Here is an 11,826-nt window from a genome sequence, read left to right on the forward strand (position 1 = left end):
AATCCACCAGACAACCCTGAACGCTGTGGGAGCGAGCCTGCTCGCGAATGCGCCGTGTCATTCAGCATTGATGTGGCTGATCCACCGCCTTCGCGAGCAGGCTCGCTCCCACAGGGGGGTTGTGGTGGGTTGGAGTGAAGTGTGTTTTTTCCATCCGGGACGGCCCGGATGTCTGTCGAAAAACAGCGGGACGGCCCGCTCCCCCTTCAGGGGTTATGCCATGTTCGAAAAAATCCTGATCGCCAACCGAGGCGCGATTGCCTGTCGCATCCTGCGCACGATCAATGTGCTCAAGGCCAAAGGCATCGCGGTGTACTCCGAAGCCGACGCGGCCAGCCTGCATATTTCCCAGGCCGCTGAAGCGCACAGCCTCGGCGAAGGCGCGGCGTCCGCGACCTATCTGGCGGTCGACAAAATCCTCACGATCGCCAAACAAAGCGGCGCCACGGCGATTCATCCCGGCTACGGATTTCTCTCCGAGAACGCAGCGTTCGCCGAAGCCTGCGAAGCGCAGGGCATCGCCTTCATCGGGCCGACGCCGGAGCAATTGCGGGTGTTCGGCCTCAAGCACACTGCTCGCGCGTTGGCCAAACAGCACGGCGTACCCATGCTCGAAGGCACCGACCTGCTCGACAGCCTCGATTGTGCGCTGAGCGCCGCCGAACAGGTCGGCTACCCGGTGATGCTGAAAAGCACCGCTGGCGGTGGTGGCATCGGCATGCGCGTGTGCCGCAGCGCCAGTGAATTAAGCGAATCATTCGAAGCGGTGAAACGCCTCGGTCAGAACAACTTCAGCGACGCCGGGGTGTTCATCGAGAAGTACATCGAACGCGCGCGGCATCTGGAAGTGCAGGTGTTCGGCGACGGCTGCGGTGAAGTCATCGCTCTCGGCGTGCGCGACTGTTCAGTGCAGCGGCGCAACCAGAAAGTCCTCGAAGAAACCCCGGCGCCGAACCTGCCCGAAGACATGGCCGATGAGCTGTGCGCGGCGGCGATCAAACTGGCGCGAGCGGTGAATTACCGCAGCGCCGGCACCGTCGAGTTCGTCTTCGACAGCGAGGCCCAGCGCTTCTATTTTCTCGAAGTGAACACGCGGTTGCAGGTCGAGCACGGCGTCACCGAACAGGTGTGGAACGTGGACCTGGTGCGCTGGATGATCGAGCTGGCCGCTGGTGATCTGCCGCCGCTGAACGAGTTGTATCAAGGCCTGGAACCGCAGGGCCATGCGATTCAGGCACGTCTGTACGCGGAAGATCCGGGGCGTGATTTCCAGCCGAGCCCGGGCCTGCTGACCGCTGTGCAATTTCCGCCCGCCAACGGCGTTGAGTTGCGTATCGACACCTGGGTCGAGGCCGGCGTGGAAATCCCGCCGTATTTCGATCCGATGATTGCCAAGCTCATCGCGTGGGCGCCGACTCGCGAACAGGCTCGCGCCGAACTCCATCAGGCATTGGGCGATAGCCTGCTGTATGGCGTGGAAACCAACCGCGATTACCTGCGCCAGATTCTGCTCGATGCTCCATTCGCCAGCGGTCAGCCGTGGACCCGTTGTCTGGAAAATCTGCTGTATCACGCCAACACCTTCGAAGTGCTCAGCGCCGGCACGCAGACCAGCGTGCAGGACTATCCCGGACGCCTCGGCTATTGGGCCGTCGGCGTGCCACCCTCGGGGCCGATGGACAGCCGAGCGCTGCGCCTGGGCAATCGTCTGCTCGGCAATGAACAAGGCGCCGCCGCACTGGAAATCACCATGAGCGGGCCGATCCTGCGCTTCAATTGTGACGCGGTGGTCGCGGTGACCGGCGCGCCGATTGCCTTGACCCTTGACGCTGAACCGGTGCCAATGAACACCGCGTTGCTGATCCCGGCCGGCGCGACGTTGCAGCTGGGCAGCATCAGCGGCGCCGGCGCGCGCAGTTATCTGTGCCTGCGCGGCGGCGTGCAGGTGCCGGATTATCTGGGCAGCAAAAGTACCTTCACCCTCGGCCAGTTTGGCGGGCATGGCGGTCGCGCGTTGAGGGCCGGTGATGTCTTGCATGTACCGGCATTGACCGAGCGCAGCGCCGGCCAGCAACTGGCCGAACAGCACATCACTGCGCTGCCGAGCGTGCGCCAGATCCGGGTGATCTACGGCCCGCACGGCGCGCCGGAATACTTCAGCGAAAACTACATCGCCACGTTCTTTGTGACCCAGTGGGAAGTGCATTTCAACTCCAGCCGCACCGGCGTGCGCCTGATCGGACCGAAGCCTGAGTGGGTGCGTGAGGATGGCGGTGAAGCGGGTCTGCACCCGTCGAACATCCATGACAATCCGTATGCGATTGGCGCGGTGGATTTCACCGGGGACATGCCGGTGATCCTCGGCCCGGATGGCCCGAGCCTGGGTGGGTTTGTCTGCCCGGTGACGGTGATCGAGGCGGACCTGTGGCAGCTGGGGCAGCTCAAGGCGGGCGATAAAATTCAGTTCATTCCCGTCTCTCTGGCTGACGCCCGCGATCTTGCTCTGAAATGGGATCTTCCCTGTGGGAGCGAGACTGCTCGCGAAAGCGTCGGCCAAGACAAATCGATATTGACTGACACGGCCTCTTCGCGAGCAGGCTCGCTCCCACAGGGTTTGATGTCGCCTGTGGTGTTGGAGTTGGGTCAAGGCGATCAGCGACTGGTTGCCCGGGTTTCTGGCGACACTCATTTACTGCTGGAAATCGGCGCGCCGGAGCTTGATCTGGTCCTGCGCTTCCGCGCCCACGCGCTGATGCAGGCGCTGGAAAGCCAAGCCCTGCATGGCGTGATCGACCTCACCCCGGGCATTCGCTCGCTGCAAGTGCACTACCAGCCCGAGCAACTGCCGCTGGCCGATCTGCTCGGCATCATCGCCGGCGAATGGGACGCGGTGTGCGCCGCCAAGGACTTGCAAGTGCCGTCGCGCATCGTGCACTTGCCGCTGTCGTGGGACGACCCGGCCTGTCAGTTGGCGATCGAGAAATACATGACCACCGTGCGCAAGGACGCGCCGTGGTGCCCGAGCAATCTGGAGTTCATCCGGCGCATCAACGACCTGCCGAATCTCGACGAAGTGCAGCGCACGGTGTTCGATGCGAGTTATCTGGTGATGGGCCTTGGCGACGTTTACCTCGGCGCGCCGGTGGCCACGCCGCTCGATCCGCGCCATCGTCTGGTGACCACCAAGTACAACCCGGCACGTACCTGGACCGCCGAGAACTCGGTGGGCATTGGCGGCGCCTATATGTGCGTGTACGGCATGGAAGGCCCGGGCGGTTATCAGTTTGTCGGGCGCACTCTGCAGATGTGGAATCGCTATCGCGAAGTCGCCGCGTTCGACGGCAAACCGTGGCTGCTGCGCTTCTTCGATCAGATCCGCTTCTACCCGGTCAGCGCCGAAGAACTGCTGCGCATCCGCCGCGATTTCCCCCTTGGGCGCTTCGATCTGAACATCGAACACAGCCAGCTCAACCTCGCCGACTATCAGGCATTTCTCAGCCAGGAAGCCGAGGGCATCAGCGCCTTCCGTGCGCAGCAACAGGGCGCGTTCAAGGCTGAACGCGAACGCTGGATCGCCAGCGGCCAGGCGCATTTCGACAGTGAAGAAGCCGTGCCTGACGCCAGCGAAGAAGCACCGCTGCAAAGCGGTGAACACAGCGTTGACAGCCACATCGCCGGCAATCTCTGGCAGGTGCAGGTCGAGGCTGGTCAGCGTGTCGCGGCGGGCGATGTGCTGGTGATTCTCGAGTCGATGAAGATGGAAATCCCTGTGCTCGCGCCGCTGGCCGGCGTGGTGCGAGAGATCCGCGTGCAACCCGGTTCGGCGGTGCGCGCCGGACAACGGGTGGTGGTGCTGGAACTCGACTGAAGCCATTTTTTATAAGGATCAACCGATGAATCTGCAACTCGATGCACTGCGCCAGGCCTATCGCAATGGCGATACCACACCGCGCCAACTGCTGCTGCAATTGCGCGAAAAAGCCGCTGCGCTAAACCCCGACTATCACCTGTTCATCCACCTGCTCAGCGTCGATGAACTGGAGCCGTATCTGGCCGCCCTCGACGGTCGTGACCTCGACAGCCTGCCGCTGTACGGCGTGCCGTTCGCGATCAAGGACAACATCGATCTGGCCGGCATTCCCACCACCGCCGCGTGCCCGGCGTTTGCCTATGTGCCGCAGCAGTCGGCGACCATCGTCGAGCAACTGTTGGCGCTGGGGGCGATCCCGCTGGGCAAGACCAATCTCGATCAGTTCGCCACAGGCCTCAATGGCAGCCGCTCGCCCTACGGCGCGTGCCCGAACAGTGTGCTGGCGGAGTATCCGTCCGGCGGTTCCAGCGCGGGTTCATCCCTGGCGGTAGCGCTGGGTGTGGCGAGTTTTGCCTTGGGCACTGACACCGCCGGTTCCGGGCGGGTGCCGGCGGCGCTGAATAATCTGGTGGGATTGAAGGCGAGCAAAGGCCTGATCTCCACCGCCGGTGTCTTGCCCGCGTGCCGCACGCTGGACTGCGTGACCACTTTCACCGCCACCGCACGCGAGGCCAGTCAGTTGCTGGCGTTGACGGCAAAACACGATCCCCGCGATGAGTACAGCCGGCCCAACCCGGCATGGAACGACAGCTCGGCATTCGGCGCGCCACGACCGTTTCGCTTCGGCGTGCCACGGGCCCAGGATCTGGAGTTTTTCGGTTGCAGCGAGGGGCCACAGTTGTTCGCAGCGGCCATCGAACGGCTCAAGGTTTTGGGGGGCGAGGCAGTCGAATTCGATCTTTCGCCGTTTCTCGAAGCAGCGCGCCTGCTCTACGACGGGCCGTGGGTCGCCGAGCGTTACAGCGTCGCCGGTGAGCTGATGGAGCAGAATCCCGAAGCGGTGCTGCCAGTGATCCGTGCGGTGCTGGCCAAGGCTCCCGCAGTGACTGGCGTGCAGACCTTTCGCGCGCAATATCGATTGCAGGCGCTGAAGGCCCTCTGCGACGAGGCCCTGGAAAATCTCGACTGCGTGTTGACACCGACTATCGGCCGTCCGGTGACCCTGGCCGAGCTTGCGGCCGAGCCGGTGCTGCGCAATTCCGAACTCGGCTATTACACCAACTTCATGAACCTGCTCGACTACGCCGCCGTCGCCGTGCCGACCGCGTTCATGGGCAACGGTTTGCCGTGGGGCGTGACGTTGTTCGGGCGGGTATTTACCGATCAGTATCTGTTGAGCGTGGCCGATGCCTTGCAGCGCCAGCAGGACAGCGCCCTGCCAGTTCCGGCAAACCCTGCGCGCAATGACCGCGCTCGATTGGTGGTGTGTGGCGCGCATCTGCAAGGGCTGGCGTTGAACTGGCAACTGACCCAGCGTGGCGGGCGCTTGCTGGAAACCACGTTCAGTTCGCCGGACTATCGACTGCACGCCCTCGCCGGCGGCCCGCCATTGCGGCCGGGGATGGTGCGGGTCAAGGACGCCGGCGTGGCGATTGCCGTGGAAGTGTGGGAATTGCCGGGCAGCGAATTGGGCTCGTTTCTCACCGGGATTCCGGCGCCGCTGGGACTGGGCAAGGTGCAACTGGCGGATGGGCGCTGGGAGAGCGGGTTTATCTGTGAGCCGTATGGGTTGGAGGGTGCGGTGGATATCAGTCATTTGGGGGGATGGCGGGCGTATCTGGCATCCCGGGGCTGATCCGAAAGCTCGCCCTCACCCTGGCCCTCTCCCCCAGGAGAGGGCCAGGGTGAGGCGATTGTCCATCGGTTGCCATTGGCTGATACCGAGTCGATCACAGATTTTCCATCACCCACAATCCAGCTCCCTCTCCCCTGGGAGAGGGCTGGGGTGAGGGGCTGCGATTTTCCTGACACACCGCTACGTCATATCCCCCGCCATTTCAGGCACAAATCCCGCAGTGTTTTCCCGACCATCCCACTAGAATGCATCCCATCGGGCCACTGCCAACGGATCTGCCATGCCGCTTCGTTCTCCCTTGTACTCGCAACGCTCACTGGTGCTCACCCTCGTCGCCCTGCTCGGCGCCGGCTTTCTCGCCACCTCGCTGTTGAGCTACTTCGCGTCCCGCGAGTCGATCCGCGACAACATCGTCAACACTGAACTGCCACTGACCTCCGACACGGTCTATTCGGAAATCCAGAAAGACCTGGTCCGGCCGATCCTGATTTCCTCAATGATGTCCCGTGACACGTTCATGCGCGACTGGGTGGTCGACGGCGAGCAGAATCCCGAGCAGATGACCCGCTATCTCGATGAGGTCATGACCCATTACGGCGCCTACACGGCGTTCTTCGTTTCCAATGCCACGCTCACCTACTACCACGCCAAGGGCGTGCTCAAGCAGGTCAAAGTCGATGAACCGCGCGACACCTGGTACTTCCGCGTGCGCGACATGCAGGACCCGTACGAGATTAACGTCGACCCGGATCTGGCCAACAAGGACAACCTGACGTTCTTCATCAACTACAAGGTCTACGACTACCACAACCGCTTCATCGGTGCCGCGGGCGTGGGCCTGACCGTGGACGCGGTGATCAAGCTGATCGACAAGTATCAACAGCGCTATCAACGCAGCGTGTACTTCGTCGATACTTTCGGCCGCCTCGTATTGACCGGTGCCGAGGGTGGCCCGGAAGGCGCGCACATCGGCCAGAGTCTTGGCGAACTGGAGAGCATGAAAAGTCTGGTCAGCCAGTTGCCCAAGCCGCACAGCGGCAGCTACGAATATTCCACTCAGGGCCAGGGGCACTTTCTCAACGTGCGGTTTATCCCCGAGTTGAACTGGTACCTGTTCGTCGATAAACGCGAGGACGGCGCGCTGAGCGAGATCCGCCAGTCGCTGTATCTCAATCTGCTGATTTGCCTGCTGGTGACGTTGATCGTGCTGGCCTTGCTCAATCGAGTGATCAAGCGCTTCCAGGCGAAGATTCAGGCGCACGCCACCCTCGACAGTCTCACCGAACTGCCGAACCGACGCGGCTTCGACATCCTCGCCGCGCAAGCGCTGCACGAGGCCCAACGGGAAACCAAGCCGCTGACCGCGTTGTTGCTCGACCTCGACCACTTCAAAGCCTTGAACGACACCTACGGCCACATGGCTGGCGATCAGGTGTTGATCGGTTTCGCCCGCGACCTGCAAAGTTGCCTGCGTCACGCCGATATCGTCTGCCGCTGGGGCGGTGAAGAGTTCATCGTTCTGTTGAAAGACACCGACGGTGAGACCGGGCAGAAAATTGCCGAGAAGATCCGCCAGCACGTCGAACAACACAAATATGCCTACGATGGCCACAGCCTGCATCTGACCGTGAGCATCGGCGCCACCACCGTGCAACGCGATGACACCTTGCACACTCTGCTGTCCCGGGCCGATCATGCGATGTACCGCGCCAAGCAAACCGGGCGCAACCGCACCTGCATGGAAATGCCGCACTCGACCTATGCCTGATAACGACGTCAAACCCGACCACTGCCCGGCCTGCGGTGCGCGCAACGATTGCAGCCTCGCCGACCCGCGCACCGCCGACCGCGAATGCTGGTGCTATGGCGTGACTATCGACCCGGCGGTGCTCGAAGCGCTGCCGGCCGAACTGCGCAATCAAGCCTGCCTGTGCCCGCGCTGCGCACAGGTCGAAGCGCAACTGCAAGCAGGCCGGCGGCCGATCCCGTAAGATGCGCGGCCCTTCGTCCGTTGAATCCTGACCATGCGCGTCGACCGCTTCCTCAGCAATCTGCCCCGCTACAACCGTCAGCAGGTTCGCCTGTTGCTGGTGGAAAAGCGCGTGCGGATTGACGGAAAAGTCGTCAGCGACCCGCACAGTGAGGTGCTGGAATTCAGTCGGGTCGAAGTCGACGATGAGGTGCTGCAGAGCGGCAAACCGGCGCGCTATTTCATGCTGCACAAACCCCCGGGCTGCGTCAGTGCCACCCGCGATCCGCAGCATGCGACCGTGCTCGACCTGCTCGATGAACCGCACAAGGACGATCTGCACATCGCCGGACGTCTGGATTTCAATACCACCGGGCTGATGCTGATCACCAATGACGGCGCCTGGTCGCGGCGCCTGACGCAGCCGCAAACCAAACTGGCGAAGGTCTATTACGTCGAAACCGAACAGCACATCGACCCGAGCTACGCGCTGAAATTTGCCGAGGGCATCTACTTCGCTTTCGAAGATCTGACCACGCAACCGGCGCAGCTTGAGCTGCTCGGCCCACGCTCGGCGCGACTGAGCATCGTTGAAGGCCGCTACCATCAGGTCAAGCGCATGTTTGGTTTCTTCAACAACAAAGTCCTGCGCCTGCACCGCGAATCCATCGGCGAACTGACCCTCGATCACGCGCTAAAACCGGGCGAATACCGCGCTTTGCGCACCGAAGAGATTCATTTGTTCTAAGCCGGCGACCGCTCAGCCGAAGTTGTCGAACAATTCGCCGACGGCACTTGCGTGATCCTGAGTCCCCTGCTTGAATAAGGACGTCGGCCGAAATGTGACCGATGAGTCACCACATACTTCCAAGAAACTTTTTGTCGGTCGTCTGCCCTCAAGGGCTGCGCCTCAGCCGGCAATCTGCCCGCCAATAACAACACCCGTCGACCTGCCGTACCGGATCGACATGGGCCAGCAAATTTCAGGCGTATGCCTACCTGTCACAAAGCTCGTGCAATCTCGATTGCGCGCATACCCGCTTGCTTGCCAGGAGTCTTATGACATGAGGCCAGAAATCGCTGTGCTGGATATACAGGGTCAGTATCGGGTTTACACGGAGTTCTATCGCGCAGACGCCGCAGAAAAGACCATCATTCTGGTCAACGGCTCGATGGCCACGACTGCGTCGTTTGCACAGACCGTGAAAAACCTGCACCCGCAATTCAACGTGGTCTGCTATGACCAGCCCTACGCGGGCCGCTCAAAAGCCCACAACCGGCATGAGAAACATCTGACGAAGGAAGTCGAAGGGCAGATTCTGCTGGAGCTGATCGATCACTTCGCCGCCGAACACGTGCTGTCGTTCTCCTGGGGCGGCGCCGCCACTCTGGTCGCCCTCGCCCAGCAACCGCGGCGCATCGAAAAAGCCGTGATCAGCTCGTTCTCCCCGGTGATCAATGCGCACATGCTCGATTACCTTGAGCGCGGCGTCGATTACCTCGGCAGCCGCGACGGCGACCGGGTCGGCCATCTGGTCAACAACACCATCGGCAAACACCTGCCGTCGCTGTTCAAGCGCTTCAACTATCGCCATGTCAGCAGCCTCGCCGAGCATGAGTACGGGCAGATGCACTTTCACATCAACGACGTGCTGCACAGCGATCGCCAGTGCTATCTGAATGCGGCGAAAAAGATCAGCGTGCCGGTGCTGTTCCTGAATGGCGAATGGGACGAATACACCGCCGCTGAAGACGCACGCCTGTTTGGCAATCACGTAGCGCACAGCAGCTTTACCACCCTGCAAGCCACCGGGCACTTCCTCGACATGGAGCACAAAGCCGCCTGCCGCGACAGCCAGAACGCCCTGCTCGGCTTTCTGAAACCTGCGCCGCAAGCCAGCCGAACGCGCTACTCGTTTGTGCAGGATCACCATGCCCTGGCCATTTGAAACAGCGTCATCGCGGGCAAGGCTGCAAGCTGCAAGTGCCTGTTGCACCGGCGCAGTCCTTGTTCGCGATCGACCGATTTCTGCGCGGCAAAGCCCTCGCAGAGAAAAGAAAACTTCAAATCCGTGGCCGAGTCTGGTACAAAGTCAGCCGCTCTGAGCGGGTATAGTTTAGTGGTAGAACGAAAGCTTCCCAAGCTTTAGATGAGGGTTCGATTCCCTCTACCCGCTCCACCGAATATTGATCTCGCGTTGTGTTGTCTGACGGGGGATGCAGGAATAGAAAAGACCGGCATTGATGGCCGGTTTTTTTGTGTCTGGAAGTTGGTGAAAGACAGTTTCCAAGGAAAAGCCTTCAGCTCCAAAAAGAACCCCAGCGACTCTGAAAATCATCCAGAGAAGGATCGCTACCAACGTCGCCCTCCTTCGTTGAAACGACGGGTAAGCTCGCTCTATCAGTCGCAATGACTGGCTGAGCGATCTGCTTTCATTTTGCGGCGTAAATGTCACCGCAAAACACTGCAACACAACCATCGTTCCTCCAAACACGCGCGGCCTAGACTGGGTTGACCACCTCGCCGGACGCCACAATGGCTGAACGGTAGCAAGTCTATTGATCTGTAGAATTCAGTAGGTATAGTAACCACCAAGCACACCACAGGGAGGTGTTGTGAACAGCCGTTTTTTAATCGGACAACTCGTCGCGGACGGTTGGTTTCTGGTACGTATTCGGGGCAGTCATCATCACTTCAAACATCCAACCAAACCAGGATTGGTAACAGTGCCGCATCCAAAAAAGGATCTGCTCAAAAAAACGGCCATCAGTATTTTGCAACAGGCCATGCTCTGAATCCGTTCTCAGCGTTGCCTTGGAGGATCACGAACATGCTTTACCCGATTGCGATTTCAATAGGCGACGAGGAACACGCTTGGGGAGTTGAAGTGCCGGACATTCCTGGCTGCTTTTCTGCCGGCGACGACCTTGATGACGCTGTCGCCATGGCGCGCGAGGCGATCGAAGGTCATTTCGAAATTCTGGCAGACGACGGTGCGCCGATTCCATCGGCCAGCAAATTGAGCCTGCATGTCGCCAATCCGCAGTACGCCGGATGTGCGTGGGCGGTAGTGGATATCGACGTGGTCAAATACCTGGGCAAAGCACAGAAGCTCAACATCACTCTGCCGGGGCACTTGCTCAATCGCATTGATGAGTACGTGTTACATCATCCTGAGGAGAAAAGCCGATCGGGGTTTCTGGCTTCGGCGGCGTTGAAGGTCTTGCAGCAGGGTTAAAAAATTCTTACTGCCCAACCGGCTCTCAGTCGCCGGTTTTTTCATGTCTGACGTTTGGGGAAATTCTCGCTCTGCTGATTGAAAAGTATGAGGAGCAGCATTTTCCGATGCCGCCCTCTGATCCCATTGAAGCCATCAAATTCCGTATGGATCAGCAAGGCTTGACGCCGCGGGATCTCGAGTCCTTTATTGGCACCAGTGGCCATGTTTCGGAAGTATTGAACCGCAAGCGCAAGCTGAGTCTGGCAATGATCAAACGTCTGCACGATGGCTTGCGTATTCCTTAGCAGACCGGTAGGAAGTCCAAAACCCGGCGCACCCGAGGGTGCCATGCGCACAGCCACCATCAAGTGCAGGCGAAGCCTGACTGGAAGGTACATGTGCAACCGTTGGTCAATCCTGGCCGGGCTGCTAAACCCGATCACTGGAAATCAGTGACGCGAACCAAGTTACCGACCGCCCTCCAGGCGCACAAGCCGGCGGATTCTGGCGTACCGGTAGGCAGCGGCGCAAGGATTTGTAGGCATCGGGACGTAACGCGGTTCGACTTTAAACAGCCATGGCGCACCACGTGTAAAAGCCTGGAAAACAGAGGGAAATTTCCGACGAGTTCAGCGTGAACGAGTTGAAAGGATGCCAGAGGACGATGATGGTGGCGGTGCAGCGGTGATCGGATTTGCATGCGCCAAGAGGCCCCTCACCCTAGCCCTCTCCCGAGGGAGAGGGAACCGACCGGATTGCTTTCTAGGGATGCGCCGACCTGAGATAACGTAGCGGACTCAAGAAAGTTAGAGGCGTGATTCAGCGAGTCGCAACAATAAACAGCCGTGGAAACGGCAGCAGCACCGAGCCGTCAGCCAAGGCCGGATAAGTTTTGGCAACTTCCGCCAGATACCGCTGCAGATACTGCGCCCGCTCCTCCTCGGTCAATGGGCTCAGGAATGGAATCAAC

8 protein-coding genes, 1 tRNA gene and 2 pseudogenes are annotated in these 11,826 nt (G+C 60.5%); 10 read left to right on the forward strand and 1 reads right to left on the reverse strand.

Annotated features, from left to right (window positions below; all coding sequences use genetic code 11):
* Positions 1-220: 220 nt before the first annotated feature.
* The 10 genes and pseudogenes from uca to D8U82_RS25300 form a co-directional block, all read left to right on the forward strand.
* On the forward strand, positions 221-3,868 hold the full coding sequence (gene uca, locus D8U82_RS25255) for an urea carboxylase (protein WP_130903205.1): 3,648 nt from the start codon (positions 221-223) through the stop codon (positions 3,866-3,868).
* 25 nt (positions 3,869-3,893) lie between these two features.
* Positions 3,894-5,666: an allophanate hydrolase gene (gene atzF / locus D8U82_RS25260; RefSeq protein ID WP_130903206.1), complete on the forward strand. Its 1,773-nt coding sequence runs from the start codon at positions 3,894-3,896 to the stop codon at positions 5,664-5,666.
* Positions 5,667-5,946: 280 nt separating this feature from the next.
* Positions 5,947-7,434, forward strand: coding sequence for a sensor domain-containing diguanylate cyclase (locus tag D8U82_RS25265; protein ID WP_130903207.1), 1,488 nt, complete (start codon positions 5,947-5,949; stop codon positions 7,432-7,434).
* Positions 7,427-7,657, forward strand: a complete 231-nt coding sequence (locus tag D8U82_RS25270; RefSeq protein WP_016771293.1) for a cysteine-rich CWC family protein — start codon at positions 7,427-7,429, stop codon at positions 7,655-7,657. Before D8U82_RS25265 ends, D8U82_RS25270 begins: the two co-directional genes overlap by 8 nt.
* 33 nt (positions 7,658-7,690) lie before the next feature.
* Positions 7,691-8,383, forward strand: a complete 693-nt coding sequence (locus D8U82_RS25275) for a pseudouridine synthase (protein WP_123442935.1) — start codon at positions 7,691-7,693, stop codon at positions 8,381-8,383.
* 316 nt (positions 8,384-8,699) lie between these two features.
* Positions 8,700-9,584, forward strand: a complete 885-nt coding sequence (locus D8U82_RS25280; protein WP_016771295.1) for an alpha/beta hydrolase — start codon at positions 8,700-8,702, stop codon at positions 9,582-9,584.
* Positions 9,585-9,741: 157 nt separating this feature from the next.
* Positions 9,742-9,815: transfer RNA gene (locus D8U82_RS25285), tRNA-Gly, on the forward strand.
* Positions 9,816-10,251: 436 nt separating this feature from the next.
* Entirely contained in the window at positions 10,252-10,431 is a 180-nt protein-coding gene (locus tag D8U82_RS25290) for a type II toxin-antitoxin system HicA family toxin (RefSeq protein WP_016771297.1), read from the forward strand.
* A gap of 35 nt (positions 10,432-10,466) precedes the next feature.
* The gene (locus tag D8U82_RS25295; protein ID WP_024011974.1) at positions 10,467-10,874 is read left to right on the forward strand and encodes a type II toxin-antitoxin system HicB family antitoxin; all 408 of its coding nucleotides are present in this window, start codon (positions 10,467-10,469) and stop codon (positions 10,872-10,874) included.
* A gap of 59 nt (positions 10,875-10,933) precedes the next feature.
* Positions 10,934-11,161: pseudogene (locus tag D8U82_RS25300) on the forward strand (transcriptional regulator); the annotation flags it as partial.
* Positions 11,162-11,675: 514 nt separating this feature from the next.
* Here D8U82_RS25300 and D8U82_RS28540 read toward each other — a convergent pair.
* Positions 11,676-11,826, reverse strand: a pseudogene (locus tag D8U82_RS28540) (trans-aconitate 2-methyltransferase); the annotation flags it as partial.

Source organism: Pseudomonas sp. Sample_23 (assembly GCF_004307595.1).
Classification (GTDB): domain Bacteria; phylum Pseudomonadota; class Gammaproteobacteria; order Pseudomonadales; family Pseudomonadaceae; genus Aquipseudomonas; species Aquipseudomonas atacamensis.

What these genes read in the sequence shown, in the direction of transcription:
- D8U82_RS25270 (WP_016771293.1), top strand. Translation starts at nt 7,427, where the DNA reads ATGCCTGATAACGACGTCAAACCCGACCACTGCCCGGCCTGCGGTGCG.
- D8U82_RS25265 (WP_130903207.1), top strand. Translation starts at nt 5,947, where the DNA reads ATGCCGCTTCGTTCTCCCTTGTACTCGCAACGCTCACTGGTGCTCACC.
- D8U82_RS25275 (WP_123442935.1), top strand. Translation starts at nt 7,691, where the DNA reads ATGCGCGTCGACCGCTTCCTCAGCAATCTGCCCCGCTACAACCGTCAG.
- uca (WP_130903205.1), top strand. Translation starts at nt 221, where the DNA reads ATGTTCGAAAAAATCCTGATCGCCAACCGAGGCGCGATTGCCTGTCGC.
- D8U82_RS25280 (WP_016771295.1), top strand. Translation starts at nt 8,700, where the DNA reads ATGAGGCCAGAAATCGCTGTGCTGGATATACAGGGTCAGTATCGGGTT.
- atzF (WP_130903206.1), top strand. Translation starts at nt 3,894, where the DNA reads ATGAATCTGCAACTCGATGCACTGCGCCAGGCCTATCGCAATGGCGAT.
- D8U82_RS25295 (WP_024011974.1), top strand. Translation starts at nt 10,467, where the DNA reads ATGCTTTACCCGATTGCGATTTCAATAGGCGACGAGGAACACGCTTGG.